The organism is Afipia sp. P52-10, assembly GCF_000516555.1.
GTDB lineage: Bacteria > Pseudomonadota > Alphaproteobacteria > Rhizobiales > Xanthobacteraceae > P52-10.
In genome coordinates, this window is the sequence record NZ_AZSJ01000003.1 from 2,762,307 (window position 1) to 2,787,769 (window position 25,463).

General features: G+C 63.1%; 24 protein-coding genes. 13 read left to right on the top strand and 11 right to left on the bottom strand.

The genetic code is table 11. From position 1 onward, the window contains the following. Nucleotides 1-21 precede the first annotated feature (21 nt). The 10 genes from X566_RS14240 to X566_RS14285 all read left to right on the top strand — a co-directional run bounded on the left by X566_RS14240 (nt 22) and on the right by X566_RS14285 (nt 9,252). Nucleotides 22-780, top strand: a complete 759-nt coding sequence (locus X566_RS14240) for an SDR family NAD(P)-dependent oxidoreductase (protein WP_034467286.1) — start codon at nt 22-24, stop codon at nt 778-780. A gap of 121 nt (nt 781-901) precedes the next feature. After that, nucleotides 902-1,876: a tripartite tricarboxylate transporter substrate binding protein gene (locus X566_RS14245; protein WP_034467288.1), complete on the top strand. Its 975-nt coding sequence runs from the start codon at nt 902-904 to the stop codon at nt 1,874-1,876. A gap of 39 nt (nt 1,877-1,915) precedes the next feature. Then, entirely contained in the window at nt 1,916-2,461 is a 546-nt protein-coding gene (locus X566_RS14250) for a nuclear transport factor 2 family protein (RefSeq protein ID WP_034467291.1), read from the top strand. A 44-nt stretch (nt 2,462-2,505) separates the two neighbouring features. Beyond that, complete coding sequence (locus X566_RS14255; RefSeq protein WP_206538697.1) at nt 2,506-3,042, top strand: flavin reductase family protein; 537 nt, start codon at nt 2,506-2,508, stop codon at nt 3,040-3,042. Between the two features lie 434 nt (nt 3,043-3,476). After that, nucleotides 3,477-4,565, top strand: a complete 1,089-nt coding sequence (locus X566_RS14260; RefSeq protein ID WP_034468746.1) for an ABC transporter substrate-binding protein — start codon at nt 3,477-3,479, stop codon at nt 4,563-4,565. Then, on the top strand, nt 4,543-5,571 hold the full coding sequence (locus X566_RS14265) for an ABC transporter permease (RefSeq protein WP_034467294.1): 1,029 nt from the start codon (nt 4,543-4,545) through the stop codon (nt 5,569-5,571). Before X566_RS14260 ends, X566_RS14265 begins: the two co-directional genes overlap by 23 nt. Then, nucleotides 5,565-6,356, top strand: a complete 792-nt coding sequence (locus X566_RS14270; protein ID WP_034467297.1) for an ABC transporter ATP-binding protein — start codon at nt 5,565-5,567, stop codon at nt 6,354-6,356. Before X566_RS14265 ends, X566_RS14270 begins: the two co-directional genes overlap by 7 nt. A gap of 9 nt (nt 6,357-6,365) precedes the next feature. Beyond that, on the top strand, nt 6,366-7,508 hold the full coding sequence (locus X566_RS14275) for an acyl-CoA dehydrogenase family protein (RefSeq protein WP_034467300.1): 1,143 nt from the start codon (nt 6,366-6,368) through the stop codon (nt 7,506-7,508). A gap of 31 nt (nt 7,509-7,539) precedes the next feature. After that, the gene (locus tag X566_RS14280) at nt 7,540-8,637 is read left to right on the top strand and encodes an LLM class flavin-dependent oxidoreductase (protein WP_034467302.1); all 1,098 of its coding nucleotides are present in this window, start codon (nt 7,540-7,542) and stop codon (nt 8,635-8,637) included. A 24-nt stretch (nt 8,638-8,661) separates the two neighbouring features. Next, on the top strand, nt 8,662-9,252 hold the full coding sequence (locus X566_RS14285) for a flavin reductase family protein (RefSeq protein ID WP_034467305.1): 591 nt from the start codon (nt 8,662-8,664) through the stop codon (nt 9,250-9,252). Nucleotides 9,253-9,272: 20 nt separating this feature from the next. Here X566_RS14285 and X566_RS14290 read toward each other — a convergent pair whose 3' ends face one another. Beyond that, on the bottom strand, nt 9,273-10,013 hold the full coding sequence (locus X566_RS14290) for a CBS domain-containing protein (protein WP_034467308.1): 741 nt from the start codon (nt 10,011-10,013) through the stop codon (nt 9,273-9,275). A 191-nt stretch (nt 10,014-10,204) separates the two neighbouring features. Here X566_RS14290 and X566_RS14295 point away from each other — a divergent pair, with 191 nt between their 5' ends. After that, nucleotides 10,205-12,901, top strand: coding sequence for a bifunctional acetate--CoA ligase family protein/GNAT family N-acetyltransferase (locus tag X566_RS14295; protein WP_034467312.1), 2,697 nt, complete (start codon nt 10,205-10,207; stop codon nt 12,899-12,901). A gap of 36 nt (nt 12,902-12,937) precedes the next feature. Here the strand turns inward: X566_RS14295 and X566_RS14300 are convergent, their stop codons facing one another. From X566_RS14300 to X566_RS23975, 7 genes are all read right to left on the bottom strand, one after another. Then, nucleotides 12,938-13,717, bottom strand: a complete 780-nt coding sequence (locus X566_RS14300; protein ID WP_034467315.1) for an enoyl-CoA hydratase/isomerase family protein — start codon at nt 13,715-13,717, stop codon at nt 12,938-12,940. Nucleotides 13,718-13,740: 23 nt separating this feature from the next. Continuing rightward, nucleotides 13,741-14,544 (bottom strand): SDR family oxidoreductase, encoded by an 804-nt coding sequence (locus tag X566_RS14305; protein WP_034467317.1) that lies wholly within the window; start codon nt 14,542-14,544, stop codon nt 13,741-13,743. A gap of 132 nt (nt 14,545-14,676) precedes the next feature. Then, the gene (locus X566_RS14310; protein WP_034467319.1) at nt 14,677-15,879 is read right to left on the bottom strand and encodes a CaiB/BaiF CoA-transferase family protein; all 1,203 of its coding nucleotides are present in this window, start codon (nt 15,877-15,879) and stop codon (nt 14,677-14,679) included. A gap of 139 nt (nt 15,880-16,018) precedes the next feature. Then, entirely contained in the window at nt 16,019-17,230 is a 1,212-nt protein-coding gene (locus tag X566_RS14315) for an MFS transporter (RefSeq protein ID WP_034467322.1), read from the bottom strand. Between the two features lie 137 nt (nt 17,231-17,367). Continuing rightward, nucleotides 17,368-18,285, bottom strand: a complete 918-nt coding sequence (locus X566_RS14320; RefSeq protein WP_051444107.1) for an enoyl-CoA hydratase/isomerase family protein — start codon at nt 18,283-18,285, stop codon at nt 17,368-17,370. 117 nt (nt 18,286-18,402) lie between these two features. Further along, nucleotides 18,403-19,362 (bottom strand): tripartite tricarboxylate transporter substrate binding protein, encoded by a 960-nt coding sequence (locus X566_RS14325; RefSeq protein WP_034467324.1) that lies wholly within the window; start codon nt 19,360-19,362, stop codon nt 18,403-18,405. Then, a complete protein-coding gene (locus tag X566_RS23975) occupies nt 19,359-20,054 on the bottom strand; it encodes a TetR/AcrR family transcriptional regulator (RefSeq protein WP_160170476.1) in 696 nt (231 codons plus the stop codon). The genes X566_RS14325 and X566_RS23975 overlap by 4 nt, the downstream gene beginning before the upstream one ends. A 102-nt stretch (nt 20,055-20,156) precedes the next feature. Between X566_RS23975 and X566_RS14335 the strand changes: the two genes are divergently transcribed. Together X566_RS14335 and X566_RS14340 are read left to right on the top strand one after the other, a co-directional pair. After that, a complete protein-coding gene (locus X566_RS14335) occupies nt 20,157-21,248 on the top strand; it encodes a nitronate monooxygenase family protein (protein WP_034467326.1) in 1,092 nt (363 codons plus the stop codon). 217 nt (nt 21,249-21,465) lie between these two features. Continuing rightward, nucleotides 21,466-22,398, top strand: coding sequence for a fumarylacetoacetate hydrolase family protein (locus tag X566_RS14340; RefSeq protein WP_034467329.1), 933 nt, complete (start codon nt 21,466-21,468; stop codon nt 22,396-22,398). A gap of 200 nt (nt 22,399-22,598) precedes the next feature. Here X566_RS14340 and X566_RS14345 read toward each other — a convergent pair whose 3' ends face one another. From X566_RS14345 to X566_RS14355, 3 genes are all read right to left on the bottom strand, one after another. Then, a complete protein-coding gene (locus tag X566_RS14345) occupies nt 22,599-22,778 on the bottom strand; it encodes a hypothetical protein (protein WP_034467331.1) in 180 nt (59 codons plus the stop codon). A gap of 139 nt (nt 22,779-22,917) precedes the next feature. After that, nucleotides 22,918-24,123 (bottom strand): EAL domain-containing protein, encoded by a 1,206-nt coding sequence (locus X566_RS14350; RefSeq protein WP_051444109.1) that lies wholly within the window; start codon nt 24,121-24,123, stop codon nt 22,918-22,920. 363 nt (nt 24,124-24,486) lie between these two features. After that, on the bottom strand, nt 24,487-25,371 hold the full coding sequence (locus X566_RS14355) for an alpha/beta fold hydrolase (RefSeq protein ID WP_051444110.1): 885 nt from the start codon (nt 25,369-25,371) through the stop codon (nt 24,487-24,489). Nucleotides 25,372-25,463: the final 92 nt, after the last annotated feature.

Consider the following 25,463-nt stretch of genomic DNA (forward strand, 5'->3'; position numbering starts at 1 on the left):
CATAAGAAGGACGGGTTCGACATGACCAAGGTTCTCGAAGGGCGAGCCGCGCTCATCACCGGCTCGGGCAATGGTATCGGACGGGCGACCGCGCTGCGCATGGCGGCGATGGGGGCGACTGTCGGCGTCAATGATCTGAAGCCGGAATTCGTCGAAAAAGTCGTCGGCGAGATCACGGCGGCAGGCGGCAAAGCGGTCGCCGTCACGCAGAACGTTGCGACCCGCGACGGCATGCGCAGCGCGGTGCTCGGCTTCGCCGAGAAGCAGGGACGCCTCGACATCCTCGTCAACAACGCGGCTTGGGTGCGCTATCAGGCGGTGCCGGATATCGCACCGGAGACGATCGAGCGGATGCTGGATATCGGCTTCAAGGGTGTGATCTGGGGTATTCAAGCCGCGGCGGAAGTGATGGATGCGGAGCGCGGTGGTGCGATCGTCAATGTCGCGTCGGTCGCGGGCTTCGTCTCTGCGAAGAACAGCATCGTTTACAGCGGCATCAAGGCAGGCGTTATGGGCATCACCCGTGCGGCGGCCGCCGAACTTGGTGCGCGCAAGATCCGGGTGAATGCGGTCGCACCGAGCGCGGTTCCGACCGAGGGCACACAGCGCAATCGCAACGCCGAGCTCGATGCGCGTCGCATCGCGCGGACTCCGCTCGGCCGTCTCGGCACCGTGGACGATATCGCCAAGGCGATCTGCTATCTCGCCAGTGACGATGCGAGTTTCGTTACGGCGCAGGTCATGGCCGTCGACGGCGGCATTATCACCACCAACATCTGACATGCGTCGTACGGCGCTAGGCGAATGCCGCGCTCCGCAGTCGCAAGTGACGATCATTACAACAATCAAGAACTCGTGCTGCCCCGTCATGGGTAGACCGACATCAGAGGGAAAACTGATAATGAAGTATTTGGCTCTTTTGACCGGCGCGGTCATGTCTTTGGCGATCGCCGCTCCCGCCGCCGCCCAGGATTATCCGAACCGGACGATCAATTGGGTCGTGCCGTTCGGCACCGGCGGCGTCACTGACAGCACCGGACGGATCGTCGCCAAGGCGATGTCGCAGATCACCGGCCAGTCCGTGCTGGTGGACAACCGGCCGGGCGCCGGCGGCATCGTCGGTACGGAGTATGTCGCCTCGGCGAAGCCAGACGGCTACACGATCCTCTACGCTTCCAGCGGACCGATGGGCGTGAACCCTTCGCTGTACAAGGACAAGCTGTCCTATGATCCACTGAAGTCGTTCATTCCGGTACAGACGCTGTCGCAGGCTCATATGCTGATCGTCGTCAGCCCGGCCACGCCGTTCAAGACGCTGCCCGAGCTGATCGAGTATGCAAAGAAGAATCCGGGCAAGTTGAACTTCGGTTCGCCCGGCCAAGGCACGGCCCAGCACCTCAGCGCCGAATTGTTGCAGACCGAGGCCGGCATTAAGATGACCCACGTTCCCTATCGTGCCGGTGCGTCGCAGATGGCGGACTTGATGTCGGGCGTGATCGATTTGGCATTCGAGTATCCGACGGTGGTGCGGCCTTACATCGAGGCTGGCAAGATGCGGGCGATCGCCATGAACGGCTCCAAGCGCTTCAAGGGCTTCCCGGATGTGCCGAGCATTGCCGAGCTTGGGTACCCCAACGCGCAGAACTCGGGCTGGTCGGCGGTCGCGGTGCCTGCCGGAACGCCGACGGAGGTGGTCAACAAGCTCGCCTCCATCGTGCAGCAGGCGTTGAGGGACCCGGCCGTCACCAAGTATTATGATGACAACGACAACATGATCATCGGCGATCTCGGCCCGGAGAAGACACGCGAGTTCTTCGCCAAGGAGATCGAGAAGTTCAAGGGCGTGGTCGAGCGCGCGGGCGTGACGGTCGACTGACACAGCCATCACGCCGCTGGTTGCGGCAGGAGAAGAGCCATGACGGATATCGAGAAGCGGCTGACGGAACTGCTCGATCGCGAAGCGATCCGGGACTGTATGTACCGTTACTGCCGCGGCATCGATCGCGCCGACGAGGCGGCCTTGCGCAGTGCGTATTGGCCGGACGCGACGGACCGTCATGGCCGCTATTCCGGCCCCGTCGAAGGCTTCTTCGATATGGTGAAGCAGGGGTATGGCAAGGGTGGGCGCAATGTCCATCAGGTCAGCAACATCCTGATCACCTTCGAAGGTGCGACGATCGCGGCGGTTGAAAGCTACTTCAATGCTCTGCAGCGCAGCCCGCGCAAGGATGGCACCTGGAGCCAGGTGCTGCTGGCGGGCCGCTATTGCGACACATTCGAGAAGCGCGGCGACGAGTGGCGTGTCGCCGCGCGGGTCGTCGTTTACGACTGGGTCGAAGAGCAGACGCCGCCGGAACAACCGGAAGACGCTCGCTTCGGTTTGCGCAAGCCGATCGGCGGCAGCTTCCCACACGACCCGGTGTATCAGCTTCCAGGCTTGGCGCCGCCCGCAGGGCGTTGACCGAAGCTGTAGCCGCAACCGCAAGGATGGACGGAGGCGTCGCGATGACCCACGAAATCAGGCCGACGGTCGGGGCGCAGGATTTCATGCTCGGCATGCGGCAGGTCGTGTCGTCGGTCGCGATCGTGACGGCGCGGGCAGACGGTGTGCGCAACGGTTTGACGGCCACGGCCGTCTGTTCAGTGTCTGCCGAGCCGCCGACCATTCTGGTTTGCGTCAACCGCAATGCCTCGGCGGAACCGCTCATCGCGGCGGGCGGTTGCTTCGGCGTGAATTTCCTGGCCGATACGCAAGAGGCGATCGCGCGCGCGTTCTCGACATCGAAGCTGAGCGCCGACCAGCGTTTCGAACAGGGCGCTTGGCGCGAGATCGTGACCGGGGCTCCGATCCTCGATGGGGCGGTGGCGAGTTTCGATTGCAGCGTCAGGGAACAGATCGTCGCGGGTACGCATCACATCTATATTGGACGTGTGATGGCAGCGTCATTTGTCGATCAAGGCGCGCTGCTGTATCGGAGCGGAACGTTCCGACGGCTTGGACAGCTCGATTGTTCTGAGAAATCCTCAGCCGCGAGCGGATAATCATTGCCGAACGCTCCAGGGCGGCCGTGTTTCTCTGAATATGGCTCGCGTGGTACAAGAATTTTTCCGACGCGGTACTCGTTGCTCCGAAGATGTGCGCCATCCGGCTTCGGCGGTGAACTCACCTGAGTCGTGGTGCTAGTGCGTGTGCACGGTTTGGCAACGTGTGTTTCCGAGTGAACGGATGTTCTCATTCATGCACGCGCAGCTTCAGACAATCATTCTCTCCATTCGGTAACACCTTCGAAATTCCATTTTATTGACGGACTGGACGCTTGGTCGCATCATTTGCGTACATCAAGTGAGCCTGCGCGCCGCTGTTTTTGCGCGAGCTCGCAATCTTCAAGACGACGACCAGCTTCGCATGAAAGGCGCCGCGCAGGGTTTGCGCGCGAATGCCTGCGGCTGGCCGCAGCAGAGCAGGGGTGTGCACGATGTCGAACGATCGAACGAGTCAACTCAGCCGTCGCGCGCTGCTCGGTGGGGGTGCTGCCGGATTGTTGGCGGCACCGCTCGGTATTCTTGGCGCGCAAGCATTCCCCTCGACCCGCTCGCCGATCGACTTCTCCGAGTTTCCTCTGTGCCGAACCTCGTCGGAGACCACACCTGCGCTCACCGGAGCGCCACGCAAGCTGCGGCTGTCGTGGAACGCGAACGCGGTCTGCCTTGTCACCGTGCCGGTCGCGATCGACCACGGCTTCTTCAAAAAGCAGAATCTCGACATCGAGCTCGTCAATTTTGCAGGATCGACCGATCAACTGCTGGAAGCGATCGCCACCGGTAAGTCTGACGGCGGCGTCGGTATGGCGCTGCGCTGGTTGAAGCCGCTGGAGCAAGGTTTTGACGTCAAGATCACGGCGGCGACCCACGGCGGATGCATGCGTGTGCTCGCTCCGGCGAAGTCCGGCATCGCCAGTCTGAACGATCTCAAAGGCAAAACCATCGGCGTTGCCGACCTCGGTGGTGCCGACAAGAACTTCTTCTCGATCGAACTCGCTAAGCGAGGCATCGACCCCACCAACGAGGTCGAATGGCGCGTGTTTCCGGGCAACCTCCTGCGGCTCGCCGCGGAGAAGGGCGAGACGCATGCGTTCTTGTCCGGTGACCCGGTCGCCTATCTCTGGCTGAAGGACGGGACCTTCCGCGAGGTCGCCTCCAATCTCGACGGGGAATTTAAGGAGCGTTCCTGCTGCATCCTCGGCCTGCGCGGGAGCCTCGTGCGTGACGAACCGAAAGTGGCTCGCGCCGTGACGCAGGCGATCCTCGATGCGGCGATGTTTACTGCGCAGAATCCCGACTTGGCCGCGAGGGCGTTCGCTCCCTACGCGACGAAGGAGGCGACCTTCGACGATCTGCGTGCGCTGGTCGGTTATCACACCCATCACCATCATCCAACCGGCAGCGTTCTGAAGAATGAGCTGAAGGCCTACGCCGACGATCTCAAACTGGTCTCCGTGTTTAAGAAGACCACCGATACGACCAAGTTCGCGGAGCGAATCTATGCCGACGTCCTCAGCATCTAAAGTCGCTACGTTCGAGGATGTAGGCCTGTCGCAGGCTGATGGGGCGCTGCCGCCAGCGCGGTTCTCGGTCAGCGGCTGGGGTGTCGCCGCATCGTTGAGCTGGCTTGCCGTGGCTGCGGCGAGTCTCATTCGCGAGGATGTCGGCGACTGGCCCCGCACGGTGACCTTCGCACAGGGTGCTACTGCAGTCGCTGCGCTGGCGTTCATCCTGGCCCTCGCGCCGGCGCGGCTGGGGCGAACCGGCGCTTGGTTCGTCCAACGTACGCCTTGGCTTGTGGTGCTCGGCCTTGTTTTGACGGCGTGGGAGCTGGTGACCGCGAAGTATGGCTGGCTGCCGTTGCCGTTCTTTCCGCCGCCGCAGGCGCTGCTGGAGGTCTATCTCGACGATTTTGCCAAGCTCGGTGCGAGTGTTGTCGCTTCGGTGAAGCTGCAGATCACCGGCTACGCCATAGGGGCCGTTGTCGGTTTTCTCACCGGTGTATCGATCGGCTGGTCGCGGCGTGCCGGCTACTGGGTGCATCCGGTGCTGCGCTTCATCGGTCCGCTGCCCGCGACCGCGTGGTTACCTGTGGCTTTTTTCCTGTTCCCGTCGAGCTGGAGCGCCAGCATCTTCCTGATCGCACTCGCCACCGCCTTTCCGGTGACGGTGCTGACCTGGTCGGGCGTCGCCAGCGTACCATCGAGCTTTTACGATGTGGCGCGCACCCTTGGCGCAACGCCATGGTTCCTGATCCGGAAAGTGGCGGTGCCGGCGGCGATGCCGCATGTGTTCGTCGGCCTGTTCATGGGCCTCGGTGCTTCGTTCGCCGTCCTGGTCGTCGCCGAGATGATGGGCGTGAAGGCCGGCCTCGGCTGGTACCTGCAATGGGCGCAGGGATGGGCCGCCTACGCCAACATGTATGCGGCGCTGATCGTCATGTCGTTGCTCTGCTCGGGTGCGATCACGCTGTTGTTCAAGGTGCGCGATCGGCTGCTGTCCTGGCAGAAGGGAGTGGTCAAATGGTAGCGCTGGCCCTGCAGAAGGAGAGTGTATCGGCGGGCGCGGCCCTCGAGATCGAAACCGTCAGCCATCACTTCGAGATCGAAGGCAAGACCCTCGACGTACTCGACAAGGTCAGCGTCAGCGTTGCGCCTGGTGAGTTCGTCGCGCTGCTCGGGCCATCGGGGTGCGGAAAGTCAACGCTGCTGCGTCTCGTTGCCGGTTTGGAACCACCGGTTGCCGGCACGCTGAAGGAGGATGGACTTGACATCGTCGGCCCAAATCCTTCGCGCGTGGTGGTGTTTCAGGACCCGACGTTGTTCCCGTGGCGGACGGTGCGCGACAACGTCGCGCTCGGGCCGGCGGCGCAGGGTCTGTTGAAGGCCAAGGGCGGGCGCATCGACGAGGCGCTGGCGCTGGTCGGTCTAGCGAGCTTTGCCAAGGCTTATCCGCACCAGCTGTCGGGTGGCATGGCGCAGCGCGTTGCGCTTGCACGCGCCTTGGTCAACGATCCCCACATCCTGATCCTCGACGAGCCGCTCGGAAAGCTCGACTCGCTTACCCGGCTGACCATGCAGTCCGAGCTGGTGTCGCTGTGGCAGCGTGCGGGCTTCACCGCGCTTCTGGTGACGCACGATGTGGAGGAGGCGCTGTTTCTTGCCAACCGTGTCATCGTTTTCAGCGATCGTCCGGCACAGGTGAAGGCGGACATTCTCGTCGATAAACCTTATCCGCGGCACCGCGGCGATCCGGATCTTGCCGAGCTGCGGCGACAGATTCTTGGGCTGCTCGGTCTCGATGCGACATGGTGAGGGTCTGATATGGACGCAACGACAGGTATTCTCGACAAGGCGCGCTTGCTTGCTTCGGATTTCGCCACTCGCGCCGATCAGCATGATCGCGATGGAAGCTTTCCGTTCGAGAACTTCGACAAGCTCTCGGAGGCCGGCCTCTTATCGCTGACGGTGGCGCGCGGTTTCTGCGGGCGTGGCGCGGATGCCCGTGAGGTGGCCAACGTGCTCGGCATTATCGCCGAGGGTGATCCGGCGACCGCGCTCGTGCTGGCGATGCACTACATCCAGCACTTTACCATCGCGCGAAATGATCGCTTTCCGCTGCACCTCGCCAAGAAGCTTTCGCTGGAGAGTAACCGCGGCGTGGCGCTGGTCAATGCGTTGCGTGTGGAGCCGGATCTGGGAACGCCCGCGCGTGGCGGCTTGCCCGCGACCACTGCGCGGCTGACCGAGGATGGTTGGCGGATCAGCGGCCGCAAGATCTATTCGACCGGGGCGCCGATTCTGAAATACTACGTGGTTTGGGCGAAGACCGACGAGCCGCAGCCGCGGGTTGGTTCGTTCCTGGTGCCGGCGGGACGCGAGGGCATCAGTATCGTCGAGACCTGGGATCACCATGGACTACGCGCGAGCGGCAGTCATGACGTGATTTTCGAGGACGTCGCGATCCCGTTCGATCATAAGATCGATGTTCGATTGCCGGAGCAATGGAGGGGACCTGACGTTCTCCAGAATTCCATTCACAGCATCTTCGTTGCGGCAATCTATGACGGTATCGCGCGCGCTGCGAAGGGGTGGCTGGTCGCGTTCTTGAAGAACCGCAAGCCTGCCAACCTCGGCGCGTCGCTCGCGACCTTGCCGCGTGTGCAGGAGATCGTCGGCGACATCGAGGTGCGATTGGCGATCAACGCGCGATTGATCGACAGCATCACCTCCGATCAGGACGGCGGGCGGCTGGTGTCATCGCAGGATGCGCATGCGGTGAAGCTGACCGTGACCAATAACGCTGTCGCTGTGGTCGAGGCCGCGTTGTCCTTGTCCGGCAATCATGGCCTGTCACGGGCTAATCCGTTGCAACGCCATTATCGGGACGTGTTGTGCGGTCGCGTGCACACCCCCCAAGACGACTCGGTTCGTAGCGCGGCGGGGCGCGCCGCGCTGCAGGTCTGACGTTCCTTCTTCACACCATCGGAGACATCTTATGTCACTCGAATTTATCGGCTATATCGGCAACAACAATTCATCGGAGATCATCCCGCGCAGCGGCCCGATCCTGGACATCAACCATGTCGAGACGGTCGCAAAGGCACACGAGAACTCCGGCTTCGACCGGGCATTGCTGGCGTTTCATTCCGATCTGCCGGATGCGCTGCAGGTGGCGCAACATGTAGCCCATGTCACCGAACGGCTGAACGTCTTCATCGCGCAGCGGCCGGGTTTCACCGCGCCGACCGTGTTCGCGCGCCAGTTTGCGACGTTGGATCACCTGACCAAGGGGCGTGTCTCGCTCAACGTCATCACCGGTGGCGACCAGGCTGAACTCGTGCACGACGGCAATACCGTCGCCGATAAGGACGAGCGTTACGCCCGCACCAGCGAATTCCTCGACGTGGTGCGTGCGGAGTGGACCAGCGAAAAGCCGTTCGACTACGATGGAAAGTACTATCAGGTGAAAGGCGGCTTCTCGCAAATCAAACCGTATCAGCCGGATGGGATTCCGGTGTTCATCGCAGGCGCATCGGACCCGGCGATCGAAGTCGCAGGCCGGCATGCGGACGTGTTCGCGCTCTGGGGCGAGACCTACGAAGAAGTGCGTAAGGTGATCGCGCGGGTGCGCGCGGCGTCGGCAAAGAACGGCCGTCCGTCGCCGCGTTTCAGCCTGTCGTTCCGGCCGATCATCGCGGACACCGAGGAGAAGGCTTGGGCCAAGGCCGATGCGATTCTCGAGCGGGCGCGGGCTCTACAGGAGAAGACCGGTTTCAAGCGGGCTGAAAACGGGCCGCCGAATGAAGGTTCGAAACGGCTTCTGGCGCTTGCGGCGCAAGGCGCGCGGCTCGACAAGCGGCTATGGACCGGCATCGCCAACCTCACTGGCGCCCGCGGTAACTCGACGTCGCTGGTCGGGACGCCTGAGCAGGTCGCCGAGGCGTTCCTGGATTACTATGAACTCGGCGTCGATATCTTCCTGATCCGCGGCTTCGATCCGTTGATCGACGCCGTCGAGTATGGCCGGGAGCTGATCCCGCTGACGCGCAAGCTGGTTGCCGAACGGCAGCAGGCCAAGGTTGCGGCGGAATAGCGGGTGGACGTGCGGGAGCAAACGATGAGCCGCTTGACGGATCTCGGTGTCGCTGAAGGCGTCGATGTCGACGCCTTCAAAGCGGCGATGCGCCAGCTTCCGGGCGGCGTCACCATCATCACAGCAGGGCGCGACGGCGAAATTTCCGGGATGACTGTATCGTCGTTCGTATCGTTGTCAGTCGATCCGCCGACGGTAATGGTCAGCGTTAATCGTCAGTCGTCGTCATGGCCGCTGATCCAGAAGCGTGGCGTGTTTGGCGCCAATATTCTGGCGGCCGACCAGACAGCGATTGCCGATCGTTTCAGCGGTAAGGGAGGATTGCACGGGCCGGCGCGGTTCGATGGCGGCGAATGGATGGTGCTGGCTTCCGGCGTTCCGCTGCTGCGCGGCGCGCTGGCAGCGATCGACTGCGAGGTCGAACATGTCATCCACCGCCATTCGCATGTGATCATCATCGGCCGGGTGCTGGAGCTGCAGACATCGGCGGGGCAGGGCGCACTCGCCTATTGGAACGGACGCTACGTGGCTATCGATAACGAGGCCGCTGACGACCATGCCGCCGCACAGCGGCGACTGCTCGAGCGTCTGACCATCGCTGAAGGGCTGGTGTAGGCCTCTTCAGCAGAGGCTTTTCAAGGTGTTTTGGCCTGGCTGTCCTTGGCGCGGCTGTCCTCCGGTGAATCGAGATAGGCGCCTGACATGGTATCCACCCAGCACAGGTGATCGTGCACCTGTTTGATACCAGCAACGTTTTGCGCAGCGACAACGGCGGCCTTGCGTTGGCGGTCGTCGGTGATGACACCTGACAGGTCGGCGACGCCGCCGCGAACCACCACGTTCAAGCCCATCGGCCGCCAAGGCTGCTTCTCGATTTCGGCCATGATGGTCTGGCGGAGTTGATCGTCGGTTGCGCTCGGGGCGGCGCTGTCCCGGGAAAGGTTGGCGACCGCCTGCAACAGGTTGGCGCGGGTGACGATGCCGACCAAGGTGTCACCACGCACCACCGGCAAGCGCTTGATGCCGTTCTGCTCCATCCGCTCGACGATCTCTTCGAGAGGAGCGTCCTCGGGGATGGTTTGCGGATTGCGTGTCATCACGTTTTCGACGGTACGCCCTTCCTGATGCACGAATTCGTTGGCAAGCTTGCCGGGGCCAACGAAGAATTCGAGCCAGGCGGACCGTTTCCGCCGCGTGCCAATTTCACCCCGGCGCAGGAAATCGCCCTCCGAGACGATGCCAACCAGCTTGCCGGCCGCATCGGTCACCGGCAGCCCGCTGATCCGCTCTTTCAGCATCAGCCCGGCTGCGTCGGAAACCGAGGTGTCGGTCTTCACGGTGATCACCGGTCTGGTCATGATCTGGTACGCGCGCATATCGCCCCTCTGTGCCGAATGGATAACCTCTATTAACCGCGAATCCCGCGTAAGGTTCAAATCAGGTCAGCTCCGCGGCCGCCGCAAGGCCGGCGGAGGGACTATTATCGGTCCGTCCGGCTGCTAAGGTACTGCTTCCGAAGCCACGCGGCTTCAGGCGAGCGGTTTCAGGCAGGGATACGTGAGCCTTCATGTCGACGTACAATATCGAAAGGCTGCTTGCCCCACGCTCGCTTGCGCTCGTTGGCGGCAGCCTGCGGCCCAATTCGCTCGGCCGCGCGATCCTGCGCAATCTTCGCGCCGCCGATTTTCCGGGCCCTGTGGGGCTGGCCAATCCGTATTACGCGGAGATCGATGGCCTGAAGGCGGTGCGCACGCTGGCGGCGCTGCCGTTCGTGCCCGATCTCGTCGTTGTCACGGTGCCGCCGGCGGCAATCCCCGGGGTCGTCGAGGATGCGGGTCGAAAGGGGAGCGCAGGCGCCCTGATCATCAGCGCTGGCCTCGGTCATGGGCCGGGATCGCGGGCAGAGGCCGTCGAGCGCATCGCCCGTGCGTATCGCATGCGGCTGATCGGGCCGAACAGCATCGGCGCACTGGCGCCGAGGGCTCGTCTCAATGCCAGCTTTGCCTCGTCGATGCCGCGCGCGGGCGATCTTGCCCTGATCTCGCAATCGGGCGCGATCGCCGCTGCCATGGTGGACTGGGCGGCCGGGCGCTCGGTCGGTTTCTCGGGCATCGTATCGGTTGGCGATCAACTCGACATCGATCTCGCCGACCTTCTGGATTACTTCGCCCTCGATGGGCAGACCCGGGCGATCCTGCTCTATATCGAAGCGGTCAAGGATGCCCGCAAGTTCATGTCGGCGGCGCGCGCCGCTGCCCGGACAAAGCCGGTGGTGGTGGTGAAATCGGGGCGGATGGCGCCGGGCGCACGGGCTGCGGCAACGCATACCGGCGCATTGGCGGGATCGGATGCGGTGTATGCAGCGGCGTTCCGTCGCGCTGGTCTGCTGCGGGTGCTCGATCTGCGCGAGTTCTTCGACTGCGCTGAGACGCTCGGGCGGATTCGTCCGCCATCGGGCAAGCGGCTGGCGATCCTGACCAATGGAGGTGGGATCGGCGTGCTGGCGATCGATCGACTGGTCGAACTGGGCGGTATTCCGGCTGAGATCGGCAAGGCGGCTTACCAACGTCTCGATACGCTGCTGCCGCCGATCTGGTCGCATGGCAATCCGGTCGATATCGTTGGCGATGCGGACCCGCAGCGGTATGCCGCATCGCTGGAGGCGCTGCTCGCCGATGACGAGAACGATGCGCTCCTCGTCATGAACGTGCAGACCGCAGTCGCATCCGCTGCGGAAATCGCTCAAGCTGTCACACGGGTCGTCGTTGCGGACCGGGAAACGCGTTTCCCGCCGAAAGCGGTGCTGGCCGCGTGGATTGGCAACGACGAGTCTGTGGCCGCCACCTTCAGTGCGGCGGCGATCCCAAATTATCGCACTGAGGACGATGCCGTGCGCGGCTTCATGCACATGGTGCGTTATCGCGAGGCGGTTGCTGCGCTCATGGAGGTGCCGCCGAGCTTGCCGGCGAGCTTTTCACGCGACGTCGTGAAGGCCCGCACGATCGTCGCTACGGCTGTCGCCGAGGGCCGCAGGTGGCTCGATCCGGTGGAGGCGGTGTCGCTATTGGAGGCTTACGGCATTCCCGTCGTGCGCACGGTGCTGGCGGCAGACCCGGAGGCTGCGCGGGCGGCGGCGATGCCGTTTCTGCAGGAAGGTTCGGCGGCCGCGGTCAAAATCTTGTCGCGCGATATCGTGCGTAAGTCGGATGCGGGTGGCGTGCGGCTCAATCTCGCTTCTGCCGAGGCAGTGGAGACCGCTGCGCGCGAGGTGATGACGAAGGCGCAAGCTGCGCGTCCTGCCGCCAGGATCGAAGGCGTGACGGTGCAGCCGATGGTGCTGCGGCGGCATGGCCGGGAGTTGATCGCGGGTATCGCCGCCGACCCGACCTTTGGTCCGGTCGTCGTGTTCGGCCGCGGCGGGACCGCGGTTGAGGTGATCAACGACAAGGCGATTGCGCTGCCACCGCTCGATCTGAAAATGGCGCATGATCTGATCGGACAGACGCGAGTAACGCGCCGGCTGAATGCGTATCGCGATGTCGCCGCGGCGGATCGCGAGGCGATCGCGCTGGTCCTGGTCCGGCTTGCGCAGATGGCCGCCGATCTGCCAGAGATCCGCGGCCTGGACATCGATCCGCTCGTAGCGGACGAGAGCGGCGCGATTGCCGTCGATGCGCGTGTCGAGGTTGCGAAGCCGGTCGCGGGGGGCGCCCGTCTGGCGGTGCGCCCCTATCCGGATGAGTGGCGCCGGACTCTCGAGGTCAAGGATGGCTGGCGCGTCCGGGTGCGGCCGATCCGTCCCGAGGACGAACCGCTGCTGATCGAACTGGCCCAGCAGGTGTCACCGGAGGACCTCCGCCTGCGCTTCTTCGCACCGATGAAGACGTTCACCCACGCCTTCTTCGCGCGGCTGACGCAGCTCGATTACGCACGGGCGATGGCGTTCGCCGCGCTCGACGAGGCGGATAAGATCATCGGCGTCGTCCGGCTGCATGCGGATGCGAATTACGAAACTGCCGAATATGCGATCCTGCTCCGCTCTGATTTGAAAGGGCGCGGACTCGGCTGGGCACTGATGAAGCTGCTGATCGCCTATGCCAAATCCGAGGGATTGAAGTCCCTGACCGGTCAGGTGCTGCGCGGCAATCAGGCGATGCTGCGGATGTGCCGCGCGCTTGGCTTCTCCGTGCGACCTGATCCGGACGATGGCGATGTCTATCATGTATCGCTGTCGCTACAGGATGGTCTGATGGTGCCTGCCTAAGCCGGCAGCGCAGGCGCGGTCGCGGGCGACCAGACGTCAAGCTCCTTTGAAAACAGGCCTTCGCTTTTCCCTGAACGCGCTGGTTCCCTCCAAGAAGTCCTCGGTGCCGAAGGCAATGGCCTGCGCCATACCTTCCTTCATCAGGAAGCTTTCGAAGGAATCGTTCAGCGATTGATTGAGCATCGTCTTGGTGAGACCGAGCGAGATCGCTGGGCCACTGGCGAGTTGCGTGGCCACCTCCAGAGCGGTCGGCAGGAGGGTCGCATGTGGAACGACCCGGCTGACGAGCCCGAGCGTCAGGGCTTCGGTGGCCTGGACACGACGATTGGTCAGGAGCAGGTCCTTCGCAACCGGCAGGCCGACAGCGCGCGGCAGGTGATAAAGCAACGACAAGTCCGGCAGTGTGCCCACTGCTGGAAAACCGGCAACGAAATAGGCAGCGTCTGACGCCATAACGATGTCGCCGAGCAGCGCGACCGAGAAGCCCGCGCCGGCTGCCGCGCCGTTGACGGCGGTGATGATCGGCTTCTCGGTGTTCACGAGTGGCGTCAACCATTCGTAATGTCCCATCATACGTTTACGGACTGCAACGGTGCCGCGGCCGGAGGTCATGCTGCGGATGTCGCCGCCGGCGCAAAAGGACGTTTCGGTGCCGGTGATGACGAGGCTACGTATGCTTGGATCGGTAGCGAAGGCCGGCGCGAGGTCTCCGAGTTGGGCGCGGATTTCCGGGCTGATGGCATTGCGTGTTTCGGGTTGATTGAAGCGCCAGACCTGAACGGGACCGTGCCTTTCGACGATAATCGGCAACGACATGGCTTGTTATGCCTTTCTGTCTGTTAATTTCGCGGCGTCGGCTCGGGGTTAGGAGCATGACCGCGCCCGCCGATCAGAGCGAGCCCTCCGTCGACCGGAATCAGCGTACCGGTGATGTAGCTCGCCTGCGGCGAGCCGAGGAACATCGCCATCTGCGCGATATCATCCCGCGTACCGAGCCGACGTGCCGGAATCCGCTCCGCCATGCTCTTCACGTCGGCTTCGGAGATCAGTTTGTCGAGGCCGCCGGTCTTGTCGATCGGTCCTGGCGAGATCGAGTTGACGCGCACGCCGTATTCGCCCCATTCCAGCGCCAGCACGCGCATGACCTGATCGAGGCCGGCCTTTGCCGCGCAGACATGCACCTGCATTGGCGCCGGATTGAACGATTGCGGCGCGGAGATGTTGATGATCGAGGCTCCCGGCTTGCGCAGGAAGTCGAAGCCGGCGCGCAGCACATGAAATGTGCCGATCAGATCGATATCGACAACCACTTTGAAGCCGTTCGGCGATAGGTTCAGAGCGGGCTGCAGGAAGTTGCCTGCCGCGCCGGAAACCAGCACGTCGATATCGCCGAAGACGTCGTGGGCCGCTTTCAGTGCCCGCTTGACCTGTTCGAAATCGCGCACGTCGCCGACTTCGCCGATCACCGGCTGGCCGAAGCGGGCCAGATGCTCGCGTGCGGCCGCCACCCGCTCCGCGTTGCGGCTCATCACCGCAACGCGCGCCCCCGCCGCAGCGAAGCCTTCGGCGATGCCGAGATTGATGCCGCTGGTCCCGCCGGATACGAAGACAGTCTTTCCCTTGAAATCAAACTGGCACGACATGGCACTTCCTCCCTAACTCTTATCAGTAATCTAGTGTACTAAAGCATGATCTGGAACTGTGCAGCATATTTCGGGAGGAATGTGCATGTGAATGAGGAGGGGCGCTGCGATGTGGGCGAGCCCGATATCGGCTCAGATCAGCGCCTCTTTGCGGAAGCGGGCGATGTCGGCTGTCGTATAACCGGCTTCGGCCAGGATCGCCTCGCTGTGTTCCCCGAGGGCAGGGGCAGGCCGCGGGCGAGGGCCGTCGCTGGTCATCGTATACCCGGTGACGACGGTTTTGATTTGGGTGTCGGACGTGCCCGCCATGGCGATGGGAGCAAACAGGCTGCGATGGTTGAATTGCTCTTGCGCGGCGACATCCGGCAGCTGTGAGACCGCGGCGCAAGCGACGCCCGCCTGGCTCAGTCGCGCGCACCAGCTGGCTGTCGTGTCTGCCGCAAAGGCACGATCGAGCAGCGGACGCAACGTCTGCTCGTTCGCCCGGCGCGCGGTCTCGTCGCGATATTTCGGGTCCGCATGAAGTTCCGACAATCCGAGAACCGCGAGCAGTGCCTCCACATGCCGCTCCTCGATGGTGACGATCATGACGTGACCGTCCTTGGTCGCGAACGCATCGGCGGTAGGGCTGCCGGTTGCGGCGCGGTTGCCGCTCAGTTGCGGCACCACGCCTGCATTCAAGTAGTTCATCATCTGCGGCATCTGCAGCAGCACCGCCGTGTCCATCATCGCCACGTCGATGTACTGGCCCTCGCCGGTTCTGAGCTTGCGATAGAGACCGGAGGCGAGGGCGAACGAGGTGAGTAGGGCGGTCGAGATATCCACCGGCATATAGCTTGCGCGGACCGGACCGGTTCTGGGATCGCCGGTCGCCGCCATCATGCCAGAGGCGGCCTGGATGGCGCCATCATATGCGGCGACACCGGCCTTCGGTCCTTTCTGGCCATAACCGGACACCGAGCAATAGACGATGTTCGGGTTGACCTTGCGCACGCTCTCGTAGTCGAGCCCCAGCCGTCCGATCACGCCGGCGGCGAAGTTCTCGACAAGGGCATCACAGCGCTTGGCGAGGGTAAGGATGATCTCGACGGCCTCCCTACGCTTCAGGTCGAGCGTCAGGCTGCGCTTGCCGAGATTGGCGCCCTGGAACGGAAACGAGCGCCCGCTCTGCCGACTTGGCTCGGTATGCATGGTGTTCGCGAACTGGTCGCCGACGCCCGGACGCTCCACCTTGATCACCTCCGCGCCGAGCAGCGCAAACTGCTGGGTCGCGACCGGCCCGGACAGAAGTTGCGTGAAATCGAGAATGCGAACGCCTTCATAGGCCAGCGACATTGCGGGTCTTCCTCCTTGTTATTGGATGCGAACGGTCGGCGAGTTTCAGGGCAGTAATGCAGATGTTCGGCGTCTTGTCGAATGGCGGCGCGAAGCTCTGCCATGCGTTGTCCGCCGTCTGGCGTAGGAGTTCAGGTGGTCACTGACGTAACGCTGGTACGACCAGGAAGGGGATCATGCCGAGGATAACGTTGACCAGGGCGAAGACGATCACTAGGTCGTAGCTGCCGGTGGCGTCGTGGATCAGACCGCCGCACCATGATCCGAGCGCCGCGCCGAGGCCGCTGCCGATGGAAATCGTGCCGAAGATCGTTCCGACATTCTTGCCCTGGAAAAAGCGCATCGCGGTGGCCGAGATCAGCGGACCGCGCGAGCCGACCATGCTGCCGAAGCATAGGATGAAGCCCGCCAGCAGGATGGTGTTGGGATAGAACTTCAATAGCCACATCATGGCGATGCCGGCGATCGATAGCGCATAGCTCAGCAGGATCGACGGACGGCGGCCGATGACGCCATCGAGCCAGGAGATCGACAGCATGCCGATCACCAGAACCACGCCACTGAAACCCCAGGCCGTCGCCGCTTGCAGCGGCGCGAAACCGGCATCGACGAGATAGGCGACGATCTGCGCGGAAATCGCGAACATGCCGACCGCCGTGAAGAAGAATGTCGAGAACAACGACCAGAACGCGTGATGGCGCATGGCGCCGACGAGCGTCCAGCCATTTTCGACGGCGGTCGCGGCAGCCGTCTTCGGCAGATCGGGCGAGCCCGCGGCGAAGATTCGCCACGGCAGCAGCTGCAGCAGAACCAGCAGGGCGAGCGCGCAGCCGCCCATGATCTGGTAAGCGCCGCGCCAGCCCGCGTGGTCGATCAGCAATTGCGAGACGGGCAGCAGCACCAGCACGCCGGCGCCCATAGCCGAGAAGATCACAGCCATTGCCGCAGGCAGGCGCTCGCCGAACCAGCGTCCAAGCAGGATTGTGTTCGGAACATTGCCGATACAGGCCACGCCGAGACCGACGCTGAGGCCAAGGCTCATCTGCAGCTGCCAGAGCTGTCCCGCTATGGATGCGGCAAGGAGAGCGCCCGCAATCAGGATCAGCCCCAGCGAGTACACCACGCGCGGGCCAGCACGGTCGAACAGCCGCCCGGCGAATGGCGATGACAGACCATTGACCAGTGCCGCCATCGAATAAATCGACAGGACATTGGCGCGATCCCAGCCGAACGACGAGGAAATCGGCAGCAGAAAGACAGTGAAACTCTCGCTCATGCCGCGTCCGAGGACCGCAAGCACGAAGCACAAAGCAAGGACGGTGAAGGCAGTCGATGACAGTGTTGTTTTCATGGCGCCGTCGGCAAGCTAATCCGCTTTGCGAGCCGCCTGCAATGCGGCGACGGATGACCTGCTGCGAGCTTCGGTGTCTTCCTTTTCGTCAGGCAGTGTTGCAGGCTTTCCCATGCAGGCGGGAAGGAGCGTGATGCTCAGTATTCGCCGCTGCGATAGGCATCGTTCAGCCGCTGCGCCCGCTCGCCCTCCGGCTCGTCCCACGGCTCGCCGCGGCGGCGTAGCGTGCCGGTGAAATTCGGCGGGCGCTTTTCGTTGAACGCCTGGCGCCCCTCATGGCCATCCAGAGTGACCTGAATCAGCAGCGAGTTGATCAGGTTCTGAACATGCCAGGCCTGGTCGGTCGGCATATCGCCAAAGCGCACCACGAACTCCTTCATCATGCGTACCGCGACCGGGGGCATCTTACAGATCTGTCGCGCGACCGCCTCCGCCCGCTCCATCAGTTTTGCGTGCGGCACCACCTCGTTGATCAGGCCGACGCGTAGCGCCTCGCCAGCATCGATCGGTTCGTCGGTGAGCAGCATCTTCATCGCATCGATGTAACGGAGCTGCTTGATCAGCAAGCTGGCGCCGGGGCCGTGACCGAGCCAGCCCTGGCTGGTGAGGGCGAACTTGAAACGGGCGTGCTCCGCGCTGGCAATGCGGATATCCGTCGAGGCGAGCAGGATGTAAAGTCCGGCGCCCGCGGCCCAGCCGTTGACGGCGGCGATCACCGGCTTCCAGACTCGCGGATAGTGGTCGCCCATCCGCCCGTCGACGCCGGTTCGCTGCCCATGCACAGTGCCCGCTAACGGCCAGAAGATGCGTTGCGTGCGCAGATATTCGCGGTCATCCTCGGTCAATCCGGGCAATGGTGCGAGGTTGTGCCCGCCGCAGAAGTGCCGGTTGCCCTCACCAGTGAGAATGGCGCAGCGGATCGCGCGGTCTTCCCAGAGATCGGTCCAGGCCTCCGAGATCGCATCGGAGGTCGCCTTGTCGAGGATGTTGGCCTTGTCCGGATTGGCGAGGGTGATGTAAGCGACGCCGTCACGCTTTTCGTATGTGAGGGTCACGCCGGTTTCCTCCGTTGTCGTGCGAGGTTTTCCGGATTGTCGGGCGGCGTGTCCCCGGCCGTCAACAGACGATTGCGCACGGCCGGGCTGGCCGCGCGCAGGGGCTGTCGTGCTGGATCAGTTCGCAGTGATGTTCGCAGCTTTGATGATATCGCCGTAGCGCTTGGTGGTCTGTTCGATCAGCTTGGCGAAATCCTCTGGCGAACCGCCGGTCAGCACCGCACCTTGTTGCTTGATCTTCTCCTGCACATCGGGACGGGACAAGATCTTGTTGATCTCGGTGTTGAGCTTGGTGACGATCTCCTCCGGCGTGCCGCGCGGCGCGAGATAGCCGTAGTAGCTGGTGGAGATCAGGTCGGGGAATCCGGCCTCCGCCGAGGTCGGGACATCCGGCAGGAGTTCGGTGCGCTTGGCTCGCAGGATCACCAGCGGCCGTAGCTTGCCTCCCTGGATCGCCGGGAGCGTCGTGATCACGCCGTCGACGATCATCGGGATGTGACCGCCCATGGCGTCGTTCAGCAGCGGCGCGCTGCCACGATAGGCGACGTGCGTGAATTTGGTGCCCGCAAGCTGGTTGAACATCTCCCCGGCAATGTGGCCGATGCTGCCGGGACCCGCCGAGCCGAACGAGAGTTGGCCGGGCTTGGATTTCTCCAGTGCGATCAGCTCGGCCAACGTCTTCACCGGCGTCGATTCCGGCACCGCGATCAGGCCGATCGATTCGCCGACATTGGCGATCGGCACGAGATCCTTCGCTGCGTCGTAATCGAGGTTCGCCATCAGATGCGGATTGATGCTGAGGACAGTGGTCCCCATCAACAGTGTGTAGCCGTCGGGCGGAGCGGTGACCACGGCGCGGGTGCCGATCGAGGTGCCGCCGCCAGGCCGGTTTTCGACGATGAACTGCTGACCAAGCGCATGCGACAGGCCATCGGCAACCAGGCGGGCGAGGACGTCGGTGATGCCGCCCGGCGTGTAAGGCACGATCACCTTCACCACCCGCGAGGGGTAGTTGTCCTGCGCGTGGGCGGTTGCACTCAACATCAGGCCGACCAATGCGGCGAGTACGCGTTTCATGACAGGGCGGTCTCCCAGGTTGCTTCCGTTGGTATGTGGTTCGTCGTGCCGCTCTTGCTGGCGGTTTGCGGAATGGTGGCGACATGCGGGCCTTGCAGGAAGCCGACGAAACCGTCGATCATCAGCTGGGTCTCGGTTTCCATTTCGATCCGGCGCACCGACCATGGGCCCTGTGAGCAGCGGGCTTCGAGGTGCGCCGACAGGTAGCTGGTTGCGCGGATCATCATGGCGATGCGCTTGTTGGCGATCTCGGGCGGCAGGTGAGCTGCTTCCTCACGCATCAACGGCGCCGCCTGGCGCAGACCGCTGTCGAAACGGCCTTTAACCAGAGTGTAGAACGAGGTTGAGGGGCTGTTGATCGCCTGCGCCAGGAAGCGGCGGAAGTAGCTTTTGCCCTTCGCCTCGATGATCGGGATCAGGCCGGGTTCGCACAGGATGCCGAGCAGCGCGCGTAACCGCTCCGCCGGCGCCGGCTTGGCCGCGAGATAACGGGCGACGCGTTCGATGCGCTCGTTGTTGATCGGCTCCATCCGCAGCGCGCAGATCGCCTCGATCAGCGCGGCACGATCGGCGAAATAATAGGTGAGGGCGGAGGCGTTCTTCTGCCCGGCCTCGGCGACGATCATTCGCGTCGATGTGCCTTCCGGCCCATGCAGGGCGAACAGACGCTCGGCGGCGAGCAGCAATTTCATGCGCGTGTCCATACCGCCTTGTACATGCTCTAATTGACATGTTCAAGAATTTTAATATATATGAATTAAACAGATATTGTGGACGATCGATAAGGAGACGCCATGCCCCTCAAGACCCCGCTTTGCGACCGCCTCGGCATTGATGTCCCCGTGTTTGGCTTCGTCCACAGCGTGCAGGCGGCTGCTGAAGTCACCCGCAATGGCGGGTTCGGCATCTACGGNGCGACGCGCGACACGCCGGAGGAAATCCGCGCAAACCTGAAGACGATTCGTGCGCTCGTCGGCGATCGGCCGTTCGGAGTCGATCTGGTGCTGCCGCCGAATATGCCTGATCATGACGACCGCCCGGCGATCGAGAAGCAGCTTCCTGAAAAACATCGGGCTTTCGTCGACAGCCTTATCAAGCGTTACGAGGTGCCGCCGGCGTCGAAGGCCGGCATGCGCTCACGCTTCGTCCGCTCCAAGGACATGGCGGTGGCGCAGATCGAGGCGGTGCTTGAATCCGACGTCGATCTGCTCGCCTGCGGCATCGGTGCGCCGCCGGATGTGCTGCGGCGGGCGAAGGCGCAAGGCAAGATGACCGTGGCGCTGGTCGGCAACCGCAATCATGCCAGCCGTGCGATCGCCTCCGGCGTAGACATCCTGGTGGCCCAGGGGCACGACGCGGGCGCGCATACCGGGCCGATCGGCACCTTCTCGCTGGTGCCGCAGATCGTCGAGGTGGCAGGCGATACGCCGGTTGTGGCGGCGGGCGGCGTTGCGACCGGCAAGCACATCGTCGCGGCGCTGGCGCTGGGTGCCGTCGGCGTGTGGATGGGCACGGCCTGGCTCGCCACCAAGGAGTATGGGCTGAGCGAGACCATCGTCGAGAAGCTGCTTGCCGCGGGCAGCGAGGATACCGTGATCTCCCGCGCCGACAGCGGCAAGACGTTGCGCCAGATCCGTAGCGCCTGGAGCGAGGAGTGGGCAAAGGAAGGAGTGCCGTCACCACTGAAGATGCCCTACCAAGACATCCTGGTCGGCGATTTGCTCGGCGCCATCGACGAACACGACATTAAGCCGCTGGTGCATTATCCGGCCGGGCAGAGCATCGCTTATGTCAACGCCCGTTCCACCGTCGCGGACGTGATGGCTCAACTGATCAAGGACGCACGCGAGGCTTATGGCGCCCTCGGCAAGCGCGTGACGGTTTGATCGGCACGGTCTGACCAGCAGCGAGAGTTGGAAAGCATTTGAAGCCAGTGGTGGCGCGAGAGGTCTCTCGCGCCGTTTTTGCATGTACGACGTCTCGCGCATGCGAAAGGCGATGCGCTTGTTCGGAAACCGCATGAATGTCGGGCTTGAAGCGCGGGCAGCTTGATGTGCTAGGCTGCTTGCGTCTGATTTCCACCGTGATGGATGTGTGCCGCCCATGAAACTGATGTTCTTCAATGACTTCCGCCTTGGCGTCGTTCGCAACGACGAGGTGATCGATGTCACCACTGCTGTCGAAGCCGTTCCGCATGTCGGTCCTCACGATCTGATCGCCGCTGTGATCGAGCATTTCGACAGCCTCCGCGGGAAGCTTGAGGAGGCTGCGCAGAAGGGCAAGGGCGTGGCGCTCTCGGGCGTCCAGGTTCGTCCGCCGCTGCCGCGTCCGCGCAACATCGTCTGCATGGCGGTGAACTATATGGAGGACGGCACGCGCACTGAGCCCGCGCCGATCAATGCCTTTACCAAGTCGCCCAACGCCATCATCGGTCCCGGCGATACGATGAAGCTGCCGGACGCGCCGGCTACCGTGTTCGAGGGTGAGGCGGAGCTGGCGGTGGTGATCGGCAAGCGCGCCAGCAACGTCAAGGCGGCCGATGCGATGAGCCATGTTTTCGGCTACGTCAACTTCATCGACGGCTCGGCGCGGGGGCTGCCGCCCGCGGGCAACGTGTTCTACCAGATGAAGTCGCGGGACACCTTCGCGCCAATCGGGCCGTACATCGTCACCGCCGACGAGATCGCCGATCCGCACAAACTGCCGGTGAAGCTATGGGTCAATGGCAAGCTGATGCAGGATTTCAACACCGACGACATGGCGCACAAGATCCCCCGCTGCATCGAGTGGGTGAGTGCGATCCACACCCTCGATCCTGGCGATATCCTCGCCACCGGCACCAACCATCGCGGCCTGAATGCATTTCAGGACGGCGACACGGTCGAGCTGGAGACGCAAGGGTTGGGGCGGCTGACGATCAAGGTAAGCGATCCGCTGAAGCGTAGCTGGTCGCGCGAGACGCGGCTTGAGCGTGCCAACAAGGGCCTCGAGGGGCTGACGCCACAGCTCACGGGCAAATACGCCAAAGCGTCGTGAGAAGGCGCCTTGGCCGAAGCCATTCGGAGGCGAAGGTGCCTGAACAGCGGCGTCCGGAAAACGCCTCTATGCTGCCGGTTCCACGCGCCCGCGCTTCTTTCGCGCGGGACGTGATGTGTTCCTGATTCCGGAGGGGAGATACTACGAAGGAAGACGGATCAGCCTTTGTCGGTTGTCCGTTCGGGCACTTTCCGAAGATCTCAGCAGGATGCCGTCCAGCCATCCGGAAAAGCGAAATGCGGCCAGGCGCCGTCATTGTCGTTGGCCGGAGCCGGAACGACGAGATGATCGTCGTCCTCGCAAGGCAGATTCGGCAGCGGCTCGACGGCGATCGCCGCGGAAACCGCATTGAGAAGACGGTAATACTCTGCCTCACCCATCACTGCCTCGATAGTCTTGCTTGCTGGGTTCACCCTGGCAGTGAAGCATTGTCTTACCGTTCAGCCGATCGCTAAAATTTGAATCGATCGGTCGTTTCCAAAAGAGCCAGTGATGCCCGGGAGAACGGCCGCATCATTGTCAGGCGAGAGGCTCGGCGCGGCGCAGGCTGAAGCGGGCGAACTTCTGTGCCGTCATCGGCTTGGCGAACAGATAGCCCTGGATCAGATCCACGCCCATGTCGCGCAGGGTCAGAAAGTCGCCGCGACTTTCGATCCCTTCAGCAACGGTGCGTGCGCCGGTGCTTTGCGCGAAATCGACGATCTGCCGGCAGGCGAGCCGTCGCAGCCGGTCGTCGGCGCAGCCGGCTGCAAAACTGCGGTCGAGTTTGACCTCGATGAACGGAAACTCGTCGAGTTCGGCGAGCGACGGCCATTGTTCGCCCAGGTCGTCGATCGAAATGCCAATGTTGTGCAGTTGCAGTGTATGCGCGAGTTCGTTCGCAAAGGATAAATCCTGAACGATCTCGGCGCCGCGCATCTCGACTGTCAGGCCCTCGAAAGCTGGATGCTGCGGCAGCATCCGGCAGAGATGTTGCGTAGCGCCGGGGCTTCTGAAGAACGACAGCGGCAGGTTGATCGCAAGACGAGTGCCGCCGCGCTGGGTGATGAAGTAATGCCAGTCATTCAGCACCTGACGAATGACGAATTCGGACAGTGCACGAAAATTCGGGTCATTGTCTGCCGGAATGAAGTAGGCCGGCGGCACCACGCCCCAGGTCGGATGGCGCATCCGGATCAGCGCCTCGGCGCCGTCGAGCACGAAGCTGCGGGTCGCGACTTTTGGCTGGTACCACAGTTCGAGCCAGCCGGCGTCGAGCGCCTCGGCGGCGTCGACCGGCGGTTCGGGNGGTGCTTCGGACGGAATTAACGAGGAGATCGCCAGGCGCAAGTCGCGGTCGCCGAACGGCGTCTTCAGAATCGGCAGCATCGTCAAGCCGAGCCGGCTGCCGAAACTACGCACGGCGCTGACCATCGGTGACGCGGCGGCGCCGAGCAGCAACACCTTGCCGTCGAAGTTTCGCGCAGCCGCGGCTTCAAGCGCGCGTGTTGCCTCCACGCCTCCGGCTGACAGGCCGAAGATCAGCAGATCCGGAAACATCGTATCGAGTACGAGTGCGAGGTCGTCCGACGAGGCACAGCCGTGGACGACGAAGCCGAGCTCCTCGAGCGTTTCGCCGAGGAATGTTCGAAGGTGCTGCTTGCCGTCGATGACGCAGGCGCGGGGGACCGCCTTTCTCAGGCCGAAAGTTGCGCGCTGCACCGGTTCGGAACGAAGGCTTTCCATGATGTCCCTCCTGTGTAGCAACGGGCATCATGGATTCGCGCTAAGGCGTAAATGGGAAACAGAATAGTCACAGGATGGTTAGACACTGAAATACCGGGTTAAGATTAATGATTGCAATCGTCTTAAAATTCGCACGAACGAGCTAAGCTTTCGTTCAGAGGACACCGGACGCAGCAATGAATCAGGAGTTCGCGTGCGTTTTGGCCGCAGAAACCGGCCGGCATCGCGCCGAAAGGTTCCTATCGATAATGACGCAGCCTTGATAAAGCGATGACGGATGAGGCGCCGACACGCGCGCCACAACGGCGGGCTTTAACCATAGACGGGCAGCGAGATTGCCCGCGCGGCGGTCTTGGCGGTGGGTCAGACGACCGAACGTTTGGCTACGGTCACAGGCGCGCCGGCCTTGCGAATGCGCGTCAGCACCGGCAGCAGGTAGTCGATAAACTTTGTCGGGTCCTCGCTCATCGGAAAATGACCGAGACCATCCATGATGGTCGCTTCGGCTCCCTTGACGCTGTTAGCAATCTCCAGAGTGTCCTTCGGCATGCAGGAGTAATCGTACTCGCCGGTCAGCAGATAGAGCGGGCATCGCTCTGTATCGATGTGCGCGACGCGGTCGCGCACATCGCCGTCGCGCTGGTAGAAATGAAGGTCGCCTTTGAATACGCCGGGACCACCTTGCATGTAGTGCCACAGCGTCTCCCAGCGATCGGCTTCGGGCGCGTTCGGGCCGACCAGGCCCGAGACGATGGCACCGCAGATCTCCCCGCCATGCACATCCGGGCGGTGCAGATAATCCAGATCATAATAGGGCTCGGAATGGGCGCCCGATTGCAGGCCGATGATGGCGCGGAACCGTTCCGGATGGTCGAGCGCGAGATGCAGCACGATGCGGCCGCCGATCGAGCAGCCCATCACCACGGGTCGCTCAAGCTCCAATGCTTGCATGACGTCGAGGATCATCGCCACGTAGTCGCGTGAGGTGAGGCGATACTCCTCGTCGTGCCAGCCTGCCGGAGGCGAGGATTTGCCGTGCCAGGGCATGTCGAAGGCGATGACGCGGAAGTGCTCCAGCACACGCGGGTCGTTCATCACGCCGCGGTATTGCCGTCCATCGGAGCCCGCAGTGTGCAGGCAGAGCAGGGGGATGCCGTGTCCGGCTTCCTCGACATACAGCCGGTGCGGCCGGCCGAGCATGTCGAGATGCATGTAGCGTCCAACGATCGGCTCGAAACGCGGCGCCATGCGGCTCTCCTCACGCTTGAAATCTCTCGTCTATGTAACGTCGCATCGGTCCAGGTGATGCGGCGCGCACGCGGCATGACCGCTGCACGGGA